The 22,736-nt window shown below is 70.2% G+C and carries 23 protein-coding genes; 18 read left to right on the forward strand and 5 right to left on the reverse strand.

The genetic code is table 11. The features are described from left to right. Positions 1-38 precede the first annotated feature (38 nt). The 8 genes from ACFCVM_RS17540 to ACFCVM_RS17575 all read left to right on the forward strand — a co-directional run bounded on the left by ACFCVM_RS17540 (position 39) and on the right by ACFCVM_RS17575 (position 6,587). Complete coding sequence (locus ACFCVM_RS17540; protein ID WP_375838011.1) at positions 39-440, forward strand: hypothetical protein; 402 nt, start codon at positions 39-41, stop codon at positions 438-440. A gap of 106 nt (positions 441-546) precedes the next feature. After that, positions 547-804, forward strand: a complete 258-nt coding sequence (locus ACFCVM_RS17545; protein WP_056657317.1) for a hypothetical protein — start codon at positions 547-549, stop codon at positions 802-804. Then, positions 804-2,039 carry a cupin domain-containing protein gene (locus tag ACFCVM_RS17550; RefSeq protein WP_375838012.1) on the forward strand — a complete coding sequence of 412 codons (1,236 nt, stop codon included), beginning with the start codon at positions 804-806 and terminating at the stop codon, positions 2,037-2,039. The genes ACFCVM_RS17545 and ACFCVM_RS17550 overlap by 1 nt, the downstream gene beginning before the upstream one ends. A gap of 62 nt (positions 2,040-2,101) precedes the next feature. Next, positions 2,102-2,944, forward strand: coding sequence for a sucrase ferredoxin (locus ACFCVM_RS17555; protein WP_375838013.1), 843 nt, complete (start codon positions 2,102-2,104; stop codon positions 2,942-2,944). A gap of 139 nt (positions 2,945-3,083) precedes the next feature. Beyond that, positions 3,084-3,719 (forward strand): hypothetical protein, encoded by a 636-nt coding sequence (locus tag ACFCVM_RS17560; RefSeq protein WP_375838014.1) that lies wholly within the window; start codon positions 3,084-3,086, stop codon positions 3,717-3,719. Beyond that, positions 3,716-4,492 carry a PspA/IM30 family protein gene (locus tag ACFCVM_RS17565; protein ID WP_375838015.1) on the forward strand — a complete coding sequence of 259 codons (777 nt, stop codon included), beginning with the start codon at positions 3,716-3,718 and terminating at the stop codon, positions 4,490-4,492. The genes ACFCVM_RS17560 and ACFCVM_RS17565 overlap by 4 nt, the downstream gene beginning before the upstream one ends. A 151-nt stretch (positions 4,493-4,643) precedes the next feature. Further along, positions 4,644-5,552 (forward strand): lytic transglycosylase domain-containing protein, encoded by a 909-nt coding sequence (locus ACFCVM_RS17570; protein WP_375838016.1) that lies wholly within the window; start codon positions 4,644-4,646, stop codon positions 5,550-5,552. 42 nt (positions 5,553-5,594) lie between these two features. Next, positions 5,595-6,587 (forward strand): methyltransferase family protein, encoded by a 993-nt coding sequence (locus tag ACFCVM_RS17575; RefSeq protein WP_375838018.1) that lies wholly within the window; start codon positions 5,595-5,597, stop codon positions 6,585-6,587. Between the two features lie 32 nt (positions 6,588-6,619). Here the strand turns inward: ACFCVM_RS17575 and ACFCVM_RS17580 are convergent, their stop codons facing one another. Then, positions 6,620-8,416 (reverse strand): acyl-CoA dehydrogenase, encoded by a 1,797-nt coding sequence (locus ACFCVM_RS17580; RefSeq protein ID WP_375838019.1) that lies wholly within the window; start codon positions 8,414-8,416, stop codon positions 6,620-6,622. 164 nt (positions 8,417-8,580) lie between these two features. Between ACFCVM_RS17580 and ACFCVM_RS17585 the strand changes: the two genes are divergently transcribed. The 5 genes from ACFCVM_RS17585 (at position 8,581) to ACFCVM_RS17605 (ending at position 13,156) form a co-directional block, all read left to right on the forward strand. Continuing rightward, complete coding sequence (locus ACFCVM_RS17585; protein WP_375838020.1) at positions 8,581-9,357, forward strand: electron transfer flavoprotein subunit beta/FixA family protein; 777 nt, start codon at positions 8,581-8,583, stop codon at positions 9,355-9,357. 9 nt (positions 9,358-9,366) lie between these two features. Then, entirely contained in the window at positions 9,367-10,353 is a 987-nt protein-coding gene (locus ACFCVM_RS17590) for an electron transfer flavoprotein subunit alpha/FixB family protein (RefSeq protein ID WP_375838021.1), read from the forward strand. Positions 10,354-10,428: 75 nt separating this feature from the next. Next, on the forward strand, positions 10,429-11,946 hold the full coding sequence (locus ACFCVM_RS17595) for a cytochrome b/b6 domain-containing protein (protein ID WP_375838022.1): 1,518 nt from the start codon (positions 10,429-10,431) through the stop codon (positions 11,944-11,946). Position 11,947: 1 nt separating this feature from the next. Next, positions 11,948-12,565 (forward strand): TetR/AcrR family transcriptional regulator, encoded by a 618-nt coding sequence (locus ACFCVM_RS17600; protein ID WP_375838023.1) that lies wholly within the window; start codon positions 11,948-11,950, stop codon positions 12,563-12,565. A 57-nt stretch (positions 12,566-12,622) separates the two neighbouring features. Next, complete coding sequence (locus tag ACFCVM_RS17605; RefSeq protein ID WP_375838024.1) at positions 12,623-13,156, forward strand: MarR family winged helix-turn-helix transcriptional regulator; 534 nt, start codon at positions 12,623-12,625, stop codon at positions 13,154-13,156. Between the two features lie 9 nt (positions 13,157-13,165). Here the strand turns inward: ACFCVM_RS17605 and ACFCVM_RS17610 are convergent, their stop codons facing one another. Next, positions 13,166-14,311 carry an acyl-CoA dehydrogenase family protein gene (locus tag ACFCVM_RS17610; protein WP_375838025.1) on the reverse strand — a complete coding sequence of 382 codons (1,146 nt, stop codon included), beginning with the start codon at positions 14,309-14,311 and terminating at the stop codon, positions 13,166-13,168. Positions 14,312-14,500: 189 nt separating this feature from the next. Between ACFCVM_RS17610 and ACFCVM_RS17615 the strand changes: the two genes are divergently transcribed. After that, a complete protein-coding gene (locus ACFCVM_RS17615; RefSeq protein ID WP_375838026.1) occupies positions 14,501-15,004 on the forward strand; it encodes a bifunctional nuclease family protein in 504 nt (167 codons plus the stop codon). Between the two features lie 2 nt (positions 15,005-15,006). Here the strand turns inward: ACFCVM_RS17615 and ACFCVM_RS17620 are convergent, their stop codons facing one another. From ACFCVM_RS17620 to ACFCVM_RS17630, 3 genes are read right to left on the reverse strand one after another with little or no spacing between them, the layout of a single operon-like run. Then, positions 15,007-15,669: a response regulator gene (locus ACFCVM_RS17620; RefSeq protein ID WP_375838027.1), complete on the reverse strand. Its 663-nt coding sequence runs from the start codon at positions 15,667-15,669 to the stop codon at positions 15,007-15,009. Then, positions 15,666-16,811 carry a sensor histidine kinase gene (locus tag ACFCVM_RS17625; protein WP_375838028.1) on the reverse strand — a complete coding sequence of 382 codons (1,146 nt, stop codon included), beginning with the start codon at positions 16,809-16,811 and terminating at the stop codon, positions 15,666-15,668. The genes ACFCVM_RS17620 and ACFCVM_RS17625 overlap by 4 nt, the downstream gene beginning before the upstream one ends. Positions 16,812-16,815: 4 nt before the next feature. Next, positions 16,816-17,523: a DUF2306 domain-containing protein gene (locus ACFCVM_RS17630; protein ID WP_375838029.1), complete on the reverse strand. Its 708-nt coding sequence runs from the start codon at positions 17,521-17,523 to the stop codon at positions 16,816-16,818. A gap of 106 nt (positions 17,524-17,629) precedes the next feature. On the opposite strand from ACFCVM_RS17630, the gene ACFCVM_RS17635 reads away from it, so the two are divergent. The 4 genes from ACFCVM_RS17635 (at position 17,630) to ACFCVM_RS17650 (ending at position 22,735) form a co-directional block, all read left to right on the forward strand. Beyond that, the gene (locus ACFCVM_RS17635) at positions 17,630-18,451 is read left to right on the forward strand and encodes an alpha/beta fold hydrolase (RefSeq protein WP_375838030.1); all 822 of its coding nucleotides are present in this window, start codon (positions 17,630-17,632) and stop codon (positions 18,449-18,451) included. 148 nt (positions 18,452-18,599) lie between these two features. Beyond that, positions 18,600-19,976, forward strand: coding sequence for an APC family permease (locus ACFCVM_RS17640; protein ID WP_375838031.1), 1,377 nt, complete (start codon positions 18,600-18,602; stop codon positions 19,974-19,976). Continuing rightward, positions 19,973-21,295 (forward strand): amidohydrolase family protein, encoded by a 1,323-nt coding sequence (locus tag ACFCVM_RS17645; RefSeq protein ID WP_375838032.1) that lies wholly within the window; start codon positions 19,973-19,975, stop codon positions 21,293-21,295. Before ACFCVM_RS17640 ends, ACFCVM_RS17645 begins: the two co-directional genes overlap by 4 nt. Positions 21,296-21,409: 114 nt before the next feature. Further along, the gene (locus ACFCVM_RS17650; RefSeq protein WP_375838033.1) at positions 21,410-22,735 is read left to right on the forward strand and encodes a helix-turn-helix domain-containing protein; all 1,326 of its coding nucleotides are present in this window, start codon (positions 21,410-21,412) and stop codon (positions 22,733-22,735) included. Position 22,736: the final 1 nt, after the last annotated feature.

The raw sequence follows: 22,736 nt of genomic DNA on the forward strand, positions 1-22,736 counted from the left end.
CGTATCGTGTGCCGCAGGGATCAGCGGAGGAGCGGGCCATGACACGATTCGCGATCGACACCCTCACGGCGCTGCGACTGGTGCAGGAGGGGATCGCCGTACCCGATGCCCACCAGTTGGTCGCGCCGAACGTGCTCCGCTCGCGGGTGATGTCGCACCTGTATCGCGGAGTTCGCAGCGGAGAGCTGAGCGGCGATGCTGCTCGAGTGCATCTGCACCGGCTCACCTCGATGCGTGTGCGCCTCCTGGGCGACCGCGTGTCTCGAGCGGTCGCCTGGCAGATCGCCGAGCAACTCGACTGGGACGATACGACGAACGCCGAGTTCGTCGCCGTCGCCAAACTGCAAGCCGACGCCTTCATCACGCTCGACCCCGAGCTCGCGCGCCAGGTGGAGGGCGTCGTGACGATCGCGCCGTTCGACGCTCTGCGAGCGCCCTGAGCTCATCCCGATCGTCCGCACATCGCTGCGAACGGAATCCGTCAACCCGTTTCGGAGATGGGGTGCCGTCGATACGCTGAGCGAGCAGGCGAAGAGAGGAACTCTCATGACGATCAACGATGACGACATCACGCTCGAGCCCGGGGCCGAGGGCGAAGGCACCGCCGATGGCGGCGCCAACCCGAAGGGCCACGACGGAGGCGCCGACGGATCAGCTGCCGAGGGAGAGGGCGTCGCCGACGGCGGCGCGAACCCCGGCGGTCACGACGGCGGTGCCGACGGCTCCGCGGCGGCGGGGGAGGGTGTCGCCGACGGCGGCGCGAACCCCGGTGGTCACGACGGCGGCGCCGACGGTTCGGCGTAGTGACCGCACCGGAGCGCGGGCCCATCGAGCGGCCCGCGCTTTCGCGCTGCATCCGGGTCCCGGCTGACGAGTTCGCCGAACGTCACTGGGGTCGCGAACCGCTGCTCTCGACCGCCGCCGATCTCGAACACGGCTTCGACGATCTCTTCTCGGTCGCCGCCGTCGACGAGCTCATCACGCGTCGCGGGGTGCGCACCCCCTTCATCCGAATGGCGAACGAGGGGTCGGTGCTCGCGGCATCCGCGTACACCGCCTCGGGTGGTTTCGGCGCCGAGATCGCCGATCAGGTCTCGAGCGACAAGGTGCTCGCCGAGTTCGCAGGCGGCGCGACCATCGTCCTGCAGGGCCTGCACCGCCTGTGGCCGCCGATCATCGACTTCACGCGCGAACTCATCGACGACCTCGGTCACCCGGCGCAGGTCAACGCCTACGTCACCCCGTCGTCGTCGCAGGGGTTCGACCCCCACTACGACACCCACGACGTCTTCGTGCTGCAGATCTCGGGTGAGAAGCATTGGCGCATCCATGCGCCGGTGCACGTCGATCCGCTGCGCACCCAGCCATGGGACCAGCATCGCGGCGCCGTGGCCCGGGCGGCGACGGGCGAGCCGGTCATCGATGCGGTACTGCGCCCTGGCGATGCGCTCTACCTGCCGCGCGGGTGGATCCATTCGGCGACCGCGCTCGGCGCGACATCCGTGCACCTGACCATCGGCGTGGCGGCCTACACGCGGGCCGACCTCGTCGACGCGCTCCTGCGCCAGGTCGGCGACACTGCCGCGCTGCGCACCTCGCTCCCGCTCGGCATCGACGTGCACGACCCCGAGGCGCTCGCGCCGATCGTCGTGCAGACCGTGCAGGCACTCGTCGAGACGCTGCAGCAGGCGGATGCCTCGCGGCCGGCCGCCGTGATCGGCGGCCGGTTCGACGGCGAGACCCGCGCAGAACCCGTTGCACCGCTCGCGACACTCGAGGCGCTCGCGACGCTGGATGCGTCGACTCCCGTGCGCTGGCGCGCGGCGCTGCCCGTGCGCGTCACGACGATCGACGACCGCGTGCGCATCGTCGGGCGCGCGAAGACGCTGTCGCTCCCGGTCGAGGCCGAGCAGGCGGTGCGCCGGCTCGCGCAGGGCGACATCGTCACGCCGGGCGAGCTGCCCCTTCTCGATGCCGAGAGCTCGGTCGTCGTGGTGCGCCGACTCGTGCGCGAGGGATTCGTGGTGGCGCCCGCGTGACCCTCGCCGTCGAGCACTGGGCTCCGTGCAGCGATCGAGCTCGTGAGCGGAACGATCCGCTCGTGGGCACGGGCCCACGCGGTCTGCGCTGGTTCCTCATCGAGGTGGCGGGCAGCTGGGGGCACAATGCCCTGCTCGACGAGCCGTTCGACCGCGAACTCGGCCGTGCGCTGGTGCGGCGCGTCGAAGGCGCGGGCATGCGGCCCCTCGCGATCCGCCGCACCGGTCGGCGCGCTGCTCCCACGATGCAACGATGGGCGATCGTCGATTCGCGGCCGGGCAGCGAGCGCGTCGTCTGGGGTGAGGCGCCGAATGCCGCGGCCCTGCTCGAGGTGCCGCTCGACGGGTCGACGGGCACGCCGTCATCGGAGCCCGTCTACTGCGTGTGCACCCATGCCCGCCACGACCAGTGCTGCGCCGTGCGCGGCCGCCGGGTGGTCGCCGCGCTCGCCGGATCGCGCCCCGACGAGACCTGGGAGTGCTCGCACCTCGGCGGCGACCGCTTCGCGGGCACCATGGTGGTCTTTCCGCACGGGCTCTATTACGGGTACGCCGACGATGGCGACCCCGTGCGCATCGCCGACGCCTTCGACGCCGGCCGCATCGTGCCCGAACGCTATCGGGGCCGCAGCTCGCTGACGCATCCGGTGCAGGCCGCCCAGCACTTCGCGCGCGAAGCGTTCGGCGACGAACGCATCGACTCGTTCGCGCCGATCGCCGAGGAGGCGGCCGACACCGGATGGCGCGTTCGGCTCGGCGGGCCGCGCGGCGCTGCTGACTCCGGCGGCGAGATCGTCATCGAGCTGGAGGAGACGCGCTCCGAACCGCTGCTGTCGACGTGCGCGGCGACGCGGTTCGTGCGCGTGCGCCAGTACTCGTTGCGCTCGATCGCGTCGAACGGCTGACCGTTCGAACGGTGCGTCTTCTGCGTGCCGCCTGCGAATCGGGCGTCAGCACTCACGGTTCCGGCGATTCCGGAGTATCTTGTGCGACACGCGTTATATCGCGTTGTCGCAATTGGTCGAACTGGGCGAGGTGATGCACGTGACCGGCATCGAAGCGATCCTGATCGGACTCGGAGCGATCGTGCTGCTGTCGATCGGCGTCATGGTGACATTCGTGCTCATCGTGCGGGCCCTCGTGCGCCGCGTTCGCCGAAGCCGAGCCGTCGGCGCAACGGCGCTGCGCGCCCGTGCCCGCGTGAGTCACGGGACGCAACGCACGGTGCTCGCCCTGCGAGTGCGGCTCGATGACGCCCTGCGCAGCGGAAGCGCCGCCGTCGAGCTCGCCGGCGAATCGGGCGGATCGGGCGGCGCCCGCGGCGAGCTGCCACGGCTCTTCCGGCGCATCGGCGAAGAGGGCGGCGTGCTCGACCTCCAGCTGCGGTTGCTGGAGTCCGAGACGAGCGCCCCGGTGCTCGCCGACGAGATCCCGGCGGCTCGTCGCCGCGTCGAGCAGGTCGAAGCGCTCGTTCGCCGAGTGCGGGATGCCGTGGCATCCGGTCTCTCGGGCACGACCGACGACGCGCTCTCCGCGCTCGGTTCCGACGTCGACCGTGAGGTCGCGGCGCTGCAGTCGGGCATCGAAGAGCTTCAGGCGCTGAACCGACGCGACGGCCGCGTCGGGGCGGTGCGACCACCGACGACGTCCGAAGTTCGAAATGAGGGGAACCGACCATGAGCACCAGCAACAGCAATTCAGCGCGGATGCGCACGATCTTCCGGAGCAAGACGTCAAAGGCGCTCGACCGCATGGAAGACCCGCGGGAGACGCTCGACGACAGCTACGACCAGCAGGTGAAGCTCCTGCAACAGGTGCGGCTCGCGGTCGCGGAGGTCGCGACCGCGAAGAAGCGCATCGAGCTGCAGGGCGAGGAGATGGGCGCGCGCTATCAGCGCCTAGGCGCTCAAGCCGCCGAGGCGCTCGCGCAGGGGCGCGAAGACCTTGCGCGGGCCGCGCTCGAGCGTCGCGCCATGCTCGAAGGGCAGGTCGCGCAGCTGCAGCAGCAGTTCACCGCGCTCGACCGGCAGACGGCGCAGCTGCAGGACCGGGAGCGCCGGCTCACCGACCAGGTGGCCGCATTCCGCATCGAGAAGGAGACGATCAAAGCCACGTACACGGCGTCCGAGGCGCAGGTGCGCGCCAACGAGGCGGTGTCGGGCATCAGCAACACGATCACGGATGTCGGGTCGAGTCTCGACCGTGCCCGCGATCGCGTCGCGCAGATGCAGGCGCGCGCGGCTGCGACCGACGAACTGCTCGCCAGCGGTGCACTGACGGACCTCACCGCCGCGCCAGATGCCGACATCGAGCGTCAGCTCGCAGCGGTCTCGGCTCAGGCCGAGATCGAGCGCCAGCTGCAGGCGCTGAAGGGCGCCCCCGGTCAGGCCGGCGGCGGCGCGACGGAGCAACCGGGACCGGATGGCTGGTTGAGCATCGGCCGTGCGGGGTGACGGCCCAGCGGCGGCGCGACAGCGACGACTGATGCGGCGGTCGCGACGCGCGGGTACTGTGAAGGTTCGGGTCGTCATCGCCGAGCTCGAGAGCGTGGCGACGATCGACCCCGTGGGATCCCGCGCCCACGCCTGAACGGAGCGAGCCACCTTGTCCTGGCATGACGATTTCGATGATGACGCGTACGGCGAGCGTCGTCCGAATCGAGCGCCGGCGTCGAAATGGCGCCTCGTCCGACGCGCTGCGGCATCCGTCGGCATCGTCGTCGGAGCCATCGCCCTGGTGATCGGCGCGGTCCTCGCGGTGAACCTCGTCGGCACGGCGACCAATCCCGGCGGGTTCGCCGCGCCCGATGCCTTCGGGCCCGGCGTTGCGATGCCACCGGTGACGACGCCGCCCGAAGACGAGGGCGACGAGGAGGCCGAGAGCGGCGACGCCGGCGACGCCGGCGACGCCGAGGAGCCGAGCGGGCTCTCGGGGTCGAAGCTGGCGCCGATGCCGTCGGTCGATGCCGAGTGGATCGAGAGCGTCTCCGAGGACACGGGCATTCCCGAGCGGGCCCTTGGGGCCTATGCGCTCGCGCACGTGATGATCGCCGAGGAAGACGCGGAGTGCGGTCTCGACTGGGCCACGATCGCTGCGATCGGGGCGGTCGAGTCGGAGCACGGGAGCCACGCTTCGTCCATGCTCGACGACGACGGCTACACCTCGCCGCCGATCATCGGCCCGGCGCTCGACGGCAGCGCCGACGTGGCGAAGATCGAGGACACCGACGACGGCGAGTTCGACGACGACACGACATGGGACCGAGCGGTCGGGCCGATGCAGTTCATCCCCTCGACGTGGAAGAAGTGGGGCACCGACGCCAACGGCGACGGGATCGCGGACCCGAACCAGATCGACGATGCCGCCCTGTCGACGGCGCGGTACCTCTGCGAGGCCGGTCCGATGACGAACTCCGAAGGCTGGCGGGCCGCCGTCTTCTCGTACAACCACGACAACGACTACGTCGACCTGATCGCGACGGTCGCGCTCGACTACGCCGAGTCGGTCGGCTAGATCCGCGGATGCCGCGGCGCACCGCGCCGATATCATTCGCGTATGCTCTGGGGCCGCACGTACTTCGCCGCGCAGGCCATCGCCGGCGCCGTCTGGTGGGTCGCGGTGTTCCTGTCGCCCATCGTGCGCGAGGCCACGCTCGGCAGCCTCGATCCGGTCGTCGTCGCCGCCTTCGACGTTCCCCTGTTCGTCGCCGCGTCGGCGGCAGCGGCCTTCGGGCTGAAATGGGCTGCCGTCGTCGCCACCGCGTGGACGGTCGCCGTCACGGTCGCCCTCGCCATCTACGCGACCGTGACGACCGAGGCCGGGTGGGGGGTACTCGCGATGTCGGCAGCCGCACTCGCATCGATCGTCGCCCTGAGTCTCGTGCTCATCGGGCGGGTGCCGACGGAATGGATCGCCGCGGGTCCGTTCGCGTTCCGCCCCGCTGATGCGCGTGCGGCCACGTCGAGACACCTGGCGGGTGCTGCCCTGCAGATCGTCGTGTTCTGGGGGCTCTTCCTCGGGGTGATCCCGTTCGCGTTGGCCGCGCTCGAGCACCGCTGGGCGCTCGCGATGTCGTTCCCGGAGATCGCCGTCCCGATCGGCATCGTCGTCTTCGCGCTCGCGAGCGCCCTCGGGCTCTGGTCGGCGGCCGCGATGTCGGCGAGGGGCGGCGGTACCCCGCTGCCGGCGGCGATGCCGAATCGCCTCGTCATCGCGGGTCCGTACCGATTCGTCCGCAACCCGATGGCGATCTCGGGCATCGTCCAAGGCGTCGCGGTCGGTCTCATGCTCACGTCGTGGCTGGTCGTCGTCTACGCGATCGCGGGGTCGCTGCTGTGGAACTACGTCATCCGGCCGCTCGAGGAGTCCGACCTCGAGGCGCGCTTCGGCGAGGAGTTCCGCAGGTACCGGTCGGCGATCCGGTGCTGGTGGCCGCGCTTCGGCGTCGTCTCCAGCGAGCCGGTCGGCCGCTGGGCGGCGCCGAGCAGCTCATCTCGGCATCGGATGCCGCGGCATCCGCCTGAACGAACGATGCGCCCGCCCTCGTGAGGGCGGACGCATCATCGTGATGAGCTGTCAGCTCAGACGCGCACTCCGCGGACTGCTGCATTGCCGAGCGCCTCGCCGCTGAGGGCGAAGAGGTCGCGCGAACCGGCGGTGGCCGCACCGACGAGGCCTGCGGCCTGCGGCAGCAGCTGCTCGGCGTAGAACCGGGCGAGCGGCAGCTGCGTCTCGGCGATGCCGTCGTCGTCGAGGCCGCGAGCGGCGAGGGCGGACTTGGCCATGAGCCATCCGCCGACCACGAGGCCCCAGATGCGCTGGTACGGGGTCGAGCCCGAGAGCACGGCGTTCGGGTCGGTGGCGCCGGTGCGGAGCATCCACACCGTGGTCTGCTCGAGTGCGTCGAGCTGGGCGGTGAGCTGCGTGCGGATCGAGGCGAAGTCGTCGCCGGCGGCGGCGAGCTCGCCGTCGAGCTCGCGCATCGAGGCGATGAACTCGAGCGCGGATGCCCCGTCGCGCACGGGCAGCTTGCGGCCGACCAGGTCGGCGGCCTGCACGCCGTTCGTGCCCTCGTAGATCGCGGCGATGCGCACGTCACGGTAGTGCTGTGCTGCGCCGGTCTCCTCGATGAAGCCCATGCCGCCGTGGATCTGCAGCGCGAGCGAGGTGAGCTCGTTGCCGAGGTCGGTGCCGAACGACTTGTTGATGGGCGTGAGCAGGCCGACGATCTCGTTCGCCCGGGCGCGCACGGCGGCGTCGGGGTGGTGCGTCGACACATCGGTGTAGGTCGCGGTCAGCAGCATCATGCGACGCATCGCGGCGATGTATGCCTTCTGCGTCATGAGCATGCGGCGCACATCGGGGAAGTCGATGATGGGGGAGTCCTGGGTGGCACCGATCGCGCGGCCCTGGATGCGCTCCTGCGCGTAGTCGAGCGACTGCTGGTAGGCGCGCTCCGACACGGCGAGGCCCTGCATGCCGACCGAGAGGCGTGCGCTGTTCATCATGACGAACATGATGCGCATGCCGATGTTCTCTTCACCGACGAGGTACCCGGTCGCGTCTTCGTACGAGAGCACGCACGTGGGCGAACCGTGGATGCCCATCTTGTGCTCGACGCCGACGGTGTGCACGCCGTTGCGCTCGCCGAGCGAGCCATCGTCGTTCATGAGGAACTTCGGCACGATGAAGATCGAGATGCCCTTCGTGCCGGCCGGTGCGTCGGGGGTGCGAGCGAGCACGAGGTGCACGATCTGCTCGCTGAGGTCGTGGTCGCCGAAGGTGATGAAGATCTTCTGGCCCGAGATGGCGTAGGTGCCGTCGTCGCGCTTGACGGCCTTCGTGGTGAGCGCGCCGACGTCGGTGCCGGCGTGCGGCTCGGTGAGGTTCATGGTGCCGGCCCACTCGCCGGTGACCATCTTCGGCAGCCACTGCTGCTTCTGCTCGTCGCTGCCGTAGTGCAGCAGCGCCTCGATCGCGCCCTGCGTGAGCAGCGGCGCGAGGGCGAAGGCCATGTTCGCGGTCGCCATGAGCTCCTGGAGGGCGAGGCCGATGGTGCGCGGGAATCCGCCGCCGCCGAACGCCTCGGGCAGAGGCACCGAGCCCCAGCCGGCGTCGACGTAGGCCGAGTAGGCCTCCTTGAAGCCGGTAGCGGTGGTGACGGAGCCGTCGGGGTTCAGCTTCGAACCCTCGAGGTCGCCGGCTCGGTTGGTCGGGGCGACGACTTCGGCCATGAAGTTGCCGGCCTCGTCGAGGATCTCGGTGACGGTCTCGAGGTCGGCGTGCTCGAAGCCGGGCAGCTGCGCGACGGCGTCGTAGTCCACGACATGCTCGAGGGCGAAGGCGATATCTGCAACAGGGGGTCGGAATCCACTCATGCCCGCAGCGTAACCCGGCGCCTCACGAGCGGGCATGAACTGTGCGGGTTCCACGACGGCTGCCAGTCGCGGCCGCTGCGCGTTTGGCGGCATCCCACAAAACAGGCACCTTTTCGGGCAAGCAAGTGCTTGGTTAGGATGAAGCAACTCGTCGAAGGAGCGGAATGAAGATCGTCGTCCTGGTCAAGGAAGTCCCCGACACGTACGGGGATCGGAAGCTCGACCTGCAGACCGGCCTCGCCGATCGCGCGGCGAGCGAGACGGTGCTCGACGAGATCAGCGAGCGCGCGCTCGAGGTCGCTCTCTCGTTCGCCGACTCCCACGCCGACACCGAGGTCGTCGTGCTGTCGATGTCACCGGAGTCGTCGGCCGCCACCGTGCGCAAGGGCCTCGCGATGGGTGCCGCCGCCGCCGTGCACGTCGTCGATGAGGCGCTCCTCGGTGCCGATCTCGGCCTCACCGCCGAGGTGCTCGCTGCCGCGCTGCAGCGCATCGGCTTCGACCTCGTGATCGCGGGCAACCAGTCGACCGACGGTTCGGGCGGGGTGCTCCCGGCGATGATCGCCGAGCTCCTCGACGTGCCCAACGCGACGAGCCTGAACTCGGTCGAGATCGCCGACGCCGAGGTGCGCGGGGAGCGCGCGAGCGACCACGGCACGATGCAGGTCACCGCATCCCTGCCGGCCGTGATCTCGATCACCGAGCGCCTGCCCGATGCCCGGTTCCCGAACTTCAAGGGCATCATGGCCGCGAAGAAGAAGCCCTTCGAGACGCTCTCGCTCGCCGACCTCGCCGTCGACGCCGAGAGCACGGAGGCATCGCGCTCGATCGTGATCTCGCTCGGCGAGAAGCCGCCGCGCACCGCGGGCACCAAGATCGTCGACGAGGGTGATGCCGGCGAGCGCCTCGCCGAGTACCTCGTCCAGAACCGGCTCGCGTAAGGGAACACGATGACTGACTACACCGCAGACTCGATCCTCGTGCTCCTCGACGTCACGCCGTCGGGTGCACTCGCCAAGAGCGCGGCCGCGCTCCTCGGCGCGGCCACCGAGGTCGGCACGCCCGTCGCGCTGATCGCCGCCGCCGCCGGCGAGGGCGAGCAGGCCGCGACGGATGCCGCCGCGCTCGGCGCGACCCACGTGCTCGTCGCCGAGCACGCCGACGCCGGTTCGGCCCTCACCGTGCCGGGCGCCGACGCGCTCGCCGTCGCCGCCGAACTCGTGCGACCCGACGCGATCCTCGTCTCGAACTCGATCGAGGGTCGCGAGATCGCCGCCCGTTACGCCGCGCGCTCGCGCTCGGGACTCGCGGTCGACGCCGTCGGGGTCTCGCGCGACGCCGAGGGCGTCGTCGCCCACCACTCCGTGTACGGCGGCGCCTACAACGTCGACTCGGCCGTCACCTGGGGCGCGCCCGTGATCACGGTGCGCGAGGGCTCGATCGATGCCCGCGCCGAGGCGAAGCCCGCCTCGATCGAGCGGCTCGAGGTCGCGGCATCCGGTCGCAGGGCCGCAGCGATCGGCGCGCTCGAAGAAGAGGTCGTCACGTCGTCGCGACCCGAACTGCGCGGTGCCGCGAAGGTCGTCTCCGGCGGCCGCGGGCTCGGTTCCGAAGACAAGTTCTCGCTCGTCGACCAGCTCGCCGACGTGCTCGGCGCCGCGGTCGGCGCGTCGCGCGCGGCCGTCGACGCGGGCTACATCCCGCAGTCGCACCAGGTCGGCCAGACCGGCGTCTCGGTGTCGCCGCAGCTCTACATCGCGCTCGGCATCTCGGGTGCGATCCAGCACCGGGCCGGCATGCAGACCGCGAAGACGATCGTCGCGATCAACAAGGACGCCGATGCGCCGATCTTCGAGATCGCGGACTTCGGCATCGTCGGCGACCTGTTCACGGTCGTGCCGCAGCTGATCGCCGCGCTCGAGGCGCGGAAGGCGTAGCGCGCGATGGCGACGTACGGGAGAACGACACGGCAGGGCCTGCCCCGCGTCGCCGGCGGTGACCCATGGCCCCCCGTGTACGAGATCGCCGGCGATGAGCCGGCTCCGACGGCCGTTGCCGAGGCGAGCGCTCCTGCGTTGGCAGCGGATGCCGCGGCAGACGTCGCACCGGCGCCCGCTGCGCCCGTTGCGGCGCCCGTTGCCGCCGCGTCCGCCGCTCGTCCGGTGCGACGCGGGTTGCCGCGCGTGCCCGGCGGCGAGCCGTGGCCGCCCGCTGCGGCGGCCCCGGTCGCCGCAGTCGTCGCAGCGCCGTCGACTCCTGCTCCCGATGCCGCCGCTCTCGCCGACCGCGCCGAACCGCAGCCGGCGGTGGCCGTGGCTGCCGCAGCCGCCCCCGTCGCCGGGGGCGGCCGAGCGCTGCGCCGCGGACTGCCCCGTACCCCCGACGGAGAGCCGTGGCCGCCGGCCGGTTCGGCACCGGCGAGGCCCGAGCGCGTCGCCGCGACTCCAGCGGTCGCCGCCGCGCCGGAGCCGACCCCGGTATCCACGCCGGAACCGGCCCCCGAACCTGCCGCCGCGCCCGTGGCTGCCGCCGCGCCGGCGCCACGGCGCACGTCGATGCAGCCGCCGCGTCGCCCGGTCGCAGTCGCCGCGGCATCCGCTCGCCCTGCTGCCGAGCCGTGGCCGAAGCTGTACGGTCCGTACTCCCGTGCGGAGTGGGCGGGCGCCCTCGTCATCGGCGGATTCGGACTGCTGCTCGCCGCGACGGGTGTCGTCGTCGTGGTCAACTGGCTGCTCGGCCTCGCGCCGATGGAGGACTTCATCGCGAGCTACCCGGGCGAGTACCACCTTCCCGAGTCGGCGCCCATCGGCATTCCGGCGTGGATCGGCTGGCAGCACTTCTTCAACGTCTTCCTGATCGTGCTCATCATGCGTTCGGGCCTGCAGGTGCGCACGCAGAAGCGGCCGACCGCCTTCTGGTCGCCGCGCTGGAACCCGCAGCGCAAGATCAGCCTCTCGCTCTGGTTCCACCAGTCGCTCGACATCCTGTGGCTCGTCAACGGCGCCGTGTTCGTGGTGCTGCTCTTCGCGACCGGGCAATGGATGCGGATCGTCCCGACGAGCTGGGAGGTCTTCCCGAACGCAGTGTCGGCGCTGCTGCAGTACCTCTCGCTCGACTGGCCGACCGAGAACGGCTGGGTGAACTACAACAGCCTGCAGCAGATCGCCTACTTCCTCACCGTCTTCATCGCTGCACCGCTCGCGGCGATCACGGGCGTGCGCATGTCGGGACTCTGGCCGAAGAACGCCAAGACGCTGAACCGGATCTACCCGGTGGAGTGGGCGCGCGCGGTGCATTTCCCGGTGATGCTCTACTTCGTGGCGTTCATCATCGTGCACGTCGGTCTCGTGTTCGCGACGGGTGCGCTTCGCAATCTCAACCACATGTACGCGAGCCAGGACGTCGTGAACTGGACCGGTTTCTGGATCTTCGTGGCCTCGCTCGTGGTGATCGCCGCGGTCTGGGTCGCCGCGCGTCCGCTCGTGCTCGCGCCGATCGCCCGGCTCTTCGGCAAGGTCAGCGGGCGCTGACGTGGGCGACGGATCCGAACGGCGCGACCAGATCATCGTCATCGCGACGCGGCTCATCGCCGCCCGCGGCTACTCGGCGACGACGGTGCGCGACATCGCCGACGAAGCCGGCATCCTGTCGGGCAGCCTGTACCACCACTTCGCGTCGAAGGAGGCCGTGCTCCAGGGCATCCTGCAGGCCTTCCAGCACGACACGCTCTCGGCGTTCGAGCGGATCGCCGCGAGCGGGGGCAGCGCTCGCGAGCGACTCGACCAGCTCATCGAACACGCGTTCCTCACGATCGAGCAGCGGCCCGACGACGTGCGCATCTACCAGAACGAGACCGGGTTCCTCATGACCCAACCGGGCTTCGAGTTCCTCGCCGAAGGTGCAGCGCGCATCGAGGCGCTCTGGCTCGAGCAGATCACGGAGGGCCAGGCCGCCGGGGTGTTCCGCGACACCATCGATCCTCGGCTGGCGTTCCGGTTCATCCGCGACGCCGTATGGTCGACGGTGTTCTGGTTCCGTCCGGGTGGCAGCCACACCGCCGCGAGCATCAGCGAGAACTACCTCGATCTGCTGCACCACGGGATGCTCGCGGTCGAGGCCGAGTCCCCAGTGCCGTCTGCGCCCGTGTAATAGGCTGCAGGGCGATACGTGCGCGACGGCGGCACACGGGAAGGACGAGACGGGCCATTGGTTTCCAAGCGTCTTCCCGTCGATCCGATCGCCGAAGCGAAGCGGCAATGGATCGCGCACGGTTGGGAAGAGGCCGCCCCCGGCATGGTCGCGGTGACCAGCGTCATGCGCGCGCAGCAGATCATGCTGTCGCGCGTCGAGGCGAGCCTTCGGCCGTTCGCCCTCTCGTTCGCCCGATACGAACTGCTCGCCCTCTTGAGTTTCACCAAAGACGGACGGTTACCGATGTCGAGTGCCATCCGGAGACTTCAGGTGCATCCGACGAGTGTGACGAACACCGTGCAGCGACTCGAGCGCGACGGCCTCGTCGGCCGTTCGCCTCATCCCGATGACGGCCGGGCGACGATGCTGAACCTCACCGACGAGGGGCGGCGCGTGGCCGCCGAGGCGACAGCTGCCCTCAACGCCGAGGTGTTCGTCGCGCCGGGGCTCGCGACGGAGGACACCGGCGCACTCACCGGCATCCTGGCGAGGTTCCGTCGTTCGGCCGGCGACTTCGACGACCCGGCACCGCTGCCGGAGCCCTTGTGAGCCCGGCGCTCAGCGATGGTCGGCGAGCAGGCGGCGGCCGACGATGACGCGCATGATCTCGTTCGTTCCCTCGAGGATCTGGTGCACGCGGAGATCCCGAACGACACGTTCGATGCCGTACTCCGAGAGGTAGCCGTAGCCGCCGTGCAGCTGGAGGGCCTGGTTCGCGGCCGCGAACGAAGCATCCGTCGCGAAGCGCTTCGCCATCGCGCACTTGAACGAGGCATCGTCGTCTGCGGCATCGATCGCGGCGGCGGCGTCGTGCACGAGCAGTCGTGAGGCGTGGAGATCGGTCGCCATGTCTGCGAGCGCGAAGACGACCGACTGGTTGTCGGAGAGCGGACGCCCGAACGCCTCCCGCTCCTGCACGTAGCGGATCGTCTGGTCGAGCGCCCACTGCGCACCGCCGAGCGAGCACGCGGCGATGTTCACTCGACCGCCGTCGAGGCCCGACATGGCGATCTTGAAGCCGTCGCCCTCTTCGCCGAGGCGGTTGTGGACGGGCACTCGCACGTCGTCGAAGCGGACCTGACGGGTCGGTTGCGCGTTCCATCCCATCTTCTTCTCATTCGGCCCGAACGAGAGCCCCGGTGTTCCGGCCGGCACGATGATCGCGCTGATCCCGCCGGCGCCGGACTCCCCGGTGCGCGCGAGGACGAGGTACACCGCAGCCTCCCCGGCCCCCGAGATGAACTGCTTCACCCCGTTGAGCAGGTAGCCGTCGCCGTCTCGTCGTGCCGACGTCCGGATCGCCGCGGCATCCGAACCCGCTGACGGCTCGGTGAGGCAGTAGCTGCCGCGCTCGGAGAGGTCCGCGAGTCCCGGCAGCCAACGATCGCGCTGTCCGTCGTCTCCGTATCGATCGATCATCCACGCGACCATGTTGTGAATCGACAGGTACGCTGCGATCGCGGTGTCGCCCTTGGCGAGCTCCTCGAAGATCAGCGCGGCGGTGTGCCGACTCAAGTCGGATCCGCCTGCGCCCTCCGAGACGTAGACACCGCCGAGCCCGAGCTGACCCGCCTGCTCGAGCGTGTCGAGTGGGAAGTGCTTCGTCTGGTCGCGCTCGTTCGCGTACGGGGCGAGTTCGACTGCAGTGAATTCGCGGACCGCGGCCAGGATGGCGACCTGATCTTCGGTGAGCGTGTTCGCCATGGTTCACCTCATCGTGGGGATGACGGGAAGCATGCGCTTCCGTCATTCATTATAGGTACCTACTATTTTGTTGCATCCCCTAGTATTTGCGGCGAGAGCACGGACGGATGCTTCGCTGCGAGAGCGGTGCTCGTCAGCTGGCAGACGTACGATTGCAGGGTCACACCCGGTCGATGGACGGGAGGCGCTGTGGTCCAGGTCCGAGTCCTCGGCATCGCGCTCGATGCCCTGCAACGGAGCCTCGTGCTGCTGAAGCCCCTGCACGAGGAGACCGGAATGGGGCTCGTCCTGCCAGTCTGGATCGGCCCGCAGGAGGCGACGTCGATCCTCATCGCCCTCGAGGGCCGGCAGGCGCCTCGCCCGCTGTCGCACGACCTCATCGTCACGCTGTTCTCCGCGGTCGGGGCGGAGCTCGAACGGGTGGACGTGACGCGCATCGACGAGGGCACGTTCTTCGCCGAGATCTCGCTCTCGACCCCCTCGGGGCCGCAGACCATCGATTCGCGGCCATCGGACGCGATCGCGCTCGCGTTGAGAGCCGATGCACCCATCTGGGTCGCGGATGAGGTGTTCGAAGCAGCCGGGATCCCAGCCGAGACGGTCGATTTCGCCGCCGAAGCCGACGACGAGGAGCGGCTCGACGAGTTCAAGCGCTTCCTCGAAGACGTGGATCCGGAGGACTTCCAGGGCTGACCTCAGCAGCGACCGTCGCGCCGCTCGCCGAGCGCCCAGATCGCGAGCTCGACACGGTTGCGCGCGTCGAGCTTCGTCATGAGGCTCGCGACGTGGGTCTTCACCGTGCTGAGCGAGATGTGCAGCTCGCCGGCGATCTCGGTGTTGCCCAGGCCGCGGGCGACGGCGGCGAGCACGTCGCGCTCGCGCGCGGTGAGCGGTTCGAGAGGCGGCGCAGCGGGCCCGGAGGCCGGCTTCGTGCCGGCGAACGCCTCGAGCAGGCGCACCGTCACGTTCGGCGCGATGAGCGCGTCGCCGCGGGCGGCGGCGTGCACGGCTTGGGCGAGCATGGCCGCGCCGGCGTCCTTCAGGAGGAAGCCCCGGGCCCCCGCCCGCAGCGCCGCGTAGACGTATTCGTCGAGGTCGAAGGTCGTGATCACGACGACCGGGATCGGCTCCGCGGCATCCGGGCCGGCGATCGCCCTGGTCGCTTCGAGGCCGTCGGTGCCGGGCATGCGGATGTCGAGGAGGCACACGTCGGGTCGCAGGCTCCGAGCGAGGGCGATCGCCTCGGCTCCGTCGGCGGCCTCGGCGATCACCTCGATGTCGGGCTGCGTGTCGAGGAGAACCCGGAGCCCCGCGCGCACGAGTTGCTGGTCGTCGGCGATCAGCACGCGCACGGTCATGTCGACCACCCGCTGCGGGGGAGTGCCGCGGTAACGGTCCACCCGCCCTCGGGCGCGCGGCCGGCCGAGCACGTGCCGCCGAGCAGCGTCGCGCGCTCGACCATGCCGACGATGCCGAAGCCGGGTGCATCGGATGCCGCGGCGACGCCGTCGTCGTGCACGTCGAGCCGGATGCCGGCGCCGTCGACCTGCACGAGCACCTCGACGCGCGTGGCCCCGCGCGCGTGGCGGCGCGCGTTCGTGACCGACTCCTGCACCATGCGGTAGACGGCGGCGCCGATCGTGGGCGGCACGGACTCGACGTCCCCGGCGAGGCGCACCTCGATGCGGGGGCCTTCCGCGGCGACATCGCCCGAGGCGGTCGAGGCCAGCCCGCCCAGATCGCCGAGACCCGGCCCGGGCGCGAGCTCGGCGGCATCCGCTCGGCGAAGCACCCGCACGATCGAGCGCATCTCGGCGAGCGTGCGCGAGGCCTCACGCTCGATCGTCTGCAGCGCGGCTGCTGCTGCGCCGGGGTCGGTGGCGGCCAGCGCGGTGCCGGCCTGCGCCTGGATCGCGATCGCCGAGACGTGGTGCGCCACGGTGTCGTGCAGGTCGCGCGCGAGCTGCTCGCGCTCGTCGAGCTTGACCCGGTCGAGCTCGCGGGCCCGCGACCCCGCTCGCCAGCGGAAGGCCGCGCCGAGCGAGATGGTCGCGACGAGCACGGCAGTACCGCCGATGACGTCGGTGGGGGTCGTCGGCCCGAAGGCGAGGGAGAGCGCCGTCGAAGCGGCGAGGAGCGCTGCGCCGACGATGCGCGCGCGGCCGTCGCCCCAGCGGAATGCGGCGTAGACGAGCACGAGCATGTACGCGGTCGCTGCGAGCTGCGGGTCGCCGCCCGTCGCCACGGCGACCACCGCCCCGGTGCCGAATGCGATGACGAGCATGAGGAGGGGCCGGCTGCGCCGCCAGAGCAGGGTCGGCACGAGGGCGATGAGCACGACGGCCCAGAGCCAGTGCCACGGCACGTCGCTGCGCAGCGACGCCTCGAGCAGCACGAGCGGAGGGATGACCGCCACGAGCACCCAGTCGCGCCAGACGCGGCGGGGCGGCGGCGGCGACGCGGCCGGCGCCTCCCACAGCGTGCGGACGGGGCTCGTCATGCCCTCATCGTAGGGCTGCGGCGGCACGGGCGGATCGGCCGGAAGGACGGAACATGCCGCGGGCGTCGCGGCGCCGGATGACGATCTCGGCGACGGCGAGGTTGATCACCCAGCCGGCGGCCATGAGCACGGCGCGCACGTTCACGTCGGGCACGCCGAAGAGCAGGAACCAGGGGAGCATCGTGAAGACCTGCGTGCCCGCGGCCAGCCCGATCGCATACCCCCGTGTCATCCATGCGCTGTGCCGGCGGATGTCGCCGCGCCGCACCGCGACGAACGCGACGACGATGCTCGCGGCCATCGCCGTGCCGAACACGAGGCGGATGACGAGCAGCGCCTGCCCGTCGGAGGCGGGCAGATCGGAGAAGACCGTCAGCCAGAGCCCCGACACCGCGGCGAGGAAGCCGGCCGGCGCCGCGATGCGCCCCGAGATGCGGTGCCAGCGGTGCCGACGCAGCGACGGCGCGAACTGCAGCGCGCCGAGCAGCGCGAAGACGGTCGCGCCGACGATGTGCACGACGACCGGCGCGGGGAAGACGACGAACCGGGCGTTCTCGGCCGTCACGACCGGGTCGCTCGCGAGCTCGGTGAGCCGCATGCCGCCCGCGACGACCGGCACGAGGCTGAGCAGGATGAGTCCGGCGGGCGCGAGCCACTCCCGGCGGCGGGGCGCGGTGGTGCGCGACATGGGGCGAGCGGATGCTTCGGTCATGGCTCCGATGCTCGCGGGGAACGGCACCCGCGACATCGGGCGATCGGCTCGACCTGTCTCGTACCTTCGGCCGAGGAGCGACGGTCGAGGGGCCAGAATGGCTGACATGGATGCCTCGCTCCCCGCCCTCACCGAGATGCCCTCGCCGAAGTACGTGATGTCGGGCGACGGCATCCGCATCGCCACGTACTCCTGGGGCGAGGAGGACGCGCCGACGGTGCTCTGCGTGCACGGCTTCGCGTCGAGCTGCCGCGACAACTGGGTGAACACGGGGTGGGTGCGCGACCTCACGCGTGCGGGGTACCGTGTGCTCGGCGTCGACCAGCGGGGCCACGGTGCGAGCGACAAGCCGCATGAGGCATCCGCCTACGGCATGGACGCCTTCGTCGACGACATCACGACCGTGCTCGACACCTACCTGCTCGACACCGTCTTCTACGCCGGCTACTCGCTCGGCGCGCGCGTCGGTTGGCAGGTTGCCGTGCAGCTGCCCGACCACGTCGAGCGCGCGGTGCTCGGCGGCATCCCCGACGGGCGGCCCCTCGCGCGGCTGCAGATCGAAGAGGCGCGCGCGTTCGCCGATCACGGCACCCCGGTCGAAGACCAGGTCACCCGCAACTACGTGACCCTCGCCGAGCGCGTGGCAGGCAACGACCTGCGTGCGCTCGTCGCGCTCGCCGAGGGCATGCGCCTCGGCGACGCCGACCCCGATGTCGCGCACCCGCCGCTGCAGCCGATCCTCTTCGCCACCGGCAGCGACGACGCGATCCTCGCGCAGTCGAAGCTGCTCGCGCGCGCGACGCCCGGCGGCACCTTCGTCGAACTGCCGTCGCGGCACCACTTCAACGCGCCGGGCTCGCGCGTGTTCCGGGAAGCCGCACTCGAGTTCTTCGGGGCCGCCGGTGCCGACGTCGCCCCTGCCGGCTGAGCGCGATCGTCATTCCGGTTCAGCGCCGATGGCATATGACCGGGCGATGAGCCCTCCCTAGGCTCGCTCCGGGCGACCTCGGGTCGCGTGCGGCCGAGCTCCGCACGCCGTTCGAGGCACGTCCATCGCGCCAATGGAGGAGACCCGGATGACCGAAGAACGCAGCCCGCTCGCGCTGAAACGCGTGCTCACGCTCAAGTACCTGGTCGTCTTCGGCCTCGCCTACCTCGCACCGACCGTCGTCTTCAACTACTACGGCATCATCACGAGCCTGACCGGCGGCATGATGGCGCTCGCCTACGTCGTGACGACGATCGTCATGTTCTTCACCGCGTACAGCTACGCGAGCATGGTCAAGGCGTACCCGATCGCCGGTTCGGCCTACACCTACGTTCAGCGCGCGGTGAACCCGTGGCTCGGATTCCTCACGGGGTGGGTCATGCTCATCGACTACCTCCTGCTGCCGATGATCTGCTACCTGCTGTTCGGCATCTACATGAACGAGTTCGTGCCGGGCGTGCCCGTCGCCGTCTGGGTGGTCGCCGCCGCAGCGCTCGGCGCATGGACGAACATCGCCGGCGTCAAGGTCACGGGCCGCATCAACATGGTGGTGATCGGCGCGCAGGTGCTGTTCTGCGTCGTGCTCATCGGCCTCATCATCGGCTACGTCGTACAGGGCGGCGGAAGCGGCACCCTCTTCGTGCCCGAGGCGATCTACAACCCCGCGACCTTCGACGCCGGCAACGTGCTCTGGGCCGCGTCGATCCTCGCGGTGTCCTTCCTCGGCTTCGACGCCGTGTCGACGATGGCCGAGGAGACCGTGAAGCCCGAGAAGACCGTGCCGCGGGCGATCATGATCGTCTGCATCGGCGCCGGCATCGCCTTCGCGCTCATCTCCTACTTCACGCAGATCGCCTGGCCGACCGGGTACCGCGACATCGTCGACGAGGACGCCGGCATCTTCGAGCTGCTCGGCCGTCTCGGCGGCGATGCGCTCTCGACGACCTTCCTCGTGACGGACAATCTCGCCAGCTTCATCTGCGCCATGGCCGGTCTCGCGGCGGTCTCCCGCGTGCTCTACGGCATGGGTCGCGACGGCGCCCTGCCGAAGAGGTTCTTCGGCACGCTGAGCGCCCGGTTCCGCACGCCGGTCAACAACATCCTGCTCACCTCGGCCATCGCGCTGACCGCCGTGTTCTACGCCGACAACCTCATGGGCGCGGCTTCCCTCATGAGCTTCGGCGCCCTCACCGGATTCGCGCTCGTCAACTACTCGGTGATCAGCCACTACTTCATTCGCGGCGGGCGTCGACACGGCTGGGATGCCGTTCGCTTCCTCGTGCTGCCGGCAATCGGCGTGGCGGTCTGCATCATGCTGTGGGTGAGCATCGACAGCTCGGCGAAGATCCTCGGACTCGTCTGGGTCGTGCTCGGCGTGATCTACCTCGCCTTCTCGACGCGGGGGTTCCGCCGGCCGCCGGGAACCATCCGCCTCGATGAGGACGCAGAGGTGGTCGACGCATGAGGATCGGCGCGAGGTTCGCACTGCTGTCGGTCACCGTCGTCGACGGCCGCGGCGGCGACCCGCTCGAGAACCGGGCCGTCATCGTGCGCGACGGTCGCATCATCGCCATCGTGTCCATGGCGGAGTACCGGCGGGAGGCGGGCGACCAGGAGGTGCCGCTCGACGGCCACTTCGTGATGCCCGGCCTGATCGACGCCCACGTGCACCTCGCTGGAGGACGCGCCGAAGTCGAGGACCAGGAGCTCGGCGTCATCGCCGAACCGAAACTGCTCCGTGCCATGCGCTCGGTCTACGAGGCCCAGGAACTGCTGAAGCGGGGCTTCACGACGGTGCGCGACATCTCGTGGAACGGGCTCTACCTCAAGCGCCTCTTCTTCGAGCAGAAGATCCCGGGCCCCAAGGTGATCGCCTGCGGGCCGGGTCTCTCCCGCACCGGCGGGCACGCCGACCTCTTCCAGTTCACGCCCGAGTACGTTCGGGAGAACGGTGTCTGGGGCATCATCGCCGACGGCGAAGACGAGATCGTCAAGTCGGTTCGCTACCTGCTGCGCGAGGGCGCCGACGCAGTGAAGATCTGGGCGAGCGGCGGCGACAACTGGCCGCACGATCGCAACGGCGACGTTCACTACTCGGTCGCCGAGATGCGGGCGTGCGTCGAGGAGGCGCACCGCCAGAAGGGCACGATCGTGCTCGCCCACGCCGAGAACCGCGAGGCCATCGAGATGGCGGTCGACGCCGGCTGCGACACGATCGAGCACGGCGAGGATATCGACGAGGCGCTCGCCGAGAAGATGGCGCGGAAGGGCACGATCCTCGTGCCGACGCTGCAGCTCATCGTCAACTGGTATCGCGACTTCATCCCGGTGGGCGATGCCGCCAAGCCGAAGGTCCGCCCCGACGCCTTCCTCTACCGCGACCTCTACGACGACCACGACGCTGGCTTCGGCCAGACCTACGGCCGGCGCGCCGTGCAGAGTTTCCAGACGGCCAGGGCCGCGGGCGTGAAGATCGCGCTCGGCTCTGACACGGTCTACGAACCGCTCACGAAGTTCGGCGAGTACAGCGCCCTCGAGTTCCGTGCGCTCGTGCAGTACGGCATGACGACGATGGAGGCGATCACGGCGGGCACGGTCACGAGCTCCGAGGCGGCCGGCATGTCGCACGTCATCGGCACGGTCGAGCCCGGCAAGCTCGCCGACCTGCTCGTGCTGCGGCAGGATCCGACCGAGGATCCGCGCGTGATCTACGACTCGGAGAACATCCGCCTCATCTTCTGCGACGGCAAGCTCACCGTGGAGGACGGCAACTTCGCCTGGTGACGCGGCGGCGGGTACCCTGAACGTTCCGGCGGAGCCTCTGGACCATGCGATGAGCCGGTGTCGCCGCGGGCGTTCCGCCCGGAGGTGAGGGCGGGCAGCGAGAGCGACAGGGTGATGCTGGAATCGGTCGTCGAGTTCGCGGATGCCGCCGGAGTGCGCACCTCGGTGCAGGCGATCCGCAGCACCCGGCTGCACATGCATCCCGGCGTCGTCGAGATCGTCTACGTACTGCAGGGCGCGCTGCACGTCACGGTCAGCAGCGAGGAGTTCGACCTCGAGCCCGGCGACTTCGTGGTCGTGAACCAGCGCGACCCGCACCTCCTCGAGGGCTCCGTCGACAACGTCACCGCGCTCGTGCACCTCGACCTCGCCGAGTTCCGCGACGTCGACCCCTTCGTGGAGGGTCTCATCTTCGCGTGCGAATCCTTCGACCTGGCGCGCTACCTCAGGCAGGAGAGCCTGCTTCGCGGACTCCTGCTCGACGTCATCGGCGGTGCGGCTGACGCCGCGCACGAGATCGTGCGACTGCTCTGCGCCGGGTACTCCCTCGAGCACTACTACCACCGCGATCAGTCGCTGACGGCGGAGCGACGCACGAAGTACCTCACGACCCTGCGCCTCATGCGCCGCCATAGCGAACGGCGCGACGTGCTCGACCTCGTCGCGCACGAGCAGCACTACTCGAAGTCGTACGTCTCGCATCTCGTGAAGGATGTCGCAGCGATCAGCTTCAGCGACCTGCTCACATACCTGCGGGTCTCGGACGCCGAGCACCTCCTGCTCACGACCGAGGGGACGACGCTCGAGATCTCGGGGGCGTGCGGCTTCTCCGACGTCAAGTACTTCTCGCGCGGCTTCGCCGAGTGGTTCGGCCAATCGCCGACCGAGTACCGCAAGCGGCATCGCGGCGCGATCCTCCGCGACGACGAGGTCGCCGAGATCGCGGCCGAGCAGTCCGCGCAGCTCGTGCAGGAGCATCGCCGCCGGGTCGCAGCTCCCGCCGGCGATCCGAGACTCAGCATCACGCCACTGCTGCTGAAGAACGTCGGGTCGAGGCTCGACCTCTTCGACGTGGTGCGGGCGCGACGCGGTGCGCCCACGCTCGAGCGGCCGGCGGGCAGCGATCGTCAGCAGTCCGAGCGGGTCCCGCACCTCGTGCCGATCTGGATGGAAGCATCCGACCTCGAGCGCGGATTCCTGCTCGACGGGCTCGCCTCGTTCGACCAGATCGATGCGACGCCGTGCCTGGTGCTGCAGTTCTCCTCGCGCGCCGCGACGCTGGCCCTGATCGACGCGGTCGCGGCGCGAGTCGGCGACGCGGCCGCGGCCGTCGTCGTGTGGCTGGTGTATGCGGCCGCGCACGATCGTGCCGGAGTGGATCGAGTGATCGACCGCGCCGAAGAGCACGGACTCGCCATCCAGGCGATCCTCGTCGCCTGAC

The sequence above is a fragment of the Agromyces sp. NPDC056389 genome (genome assembly GCF_042262385.1).
In the GTDB taxonomy this organism is placed as follows: domain Bacteria; phylum Actinomycetota; class Actinomycetes; order Actinomycetales; family Microbacteriaceae; genus Agromyces.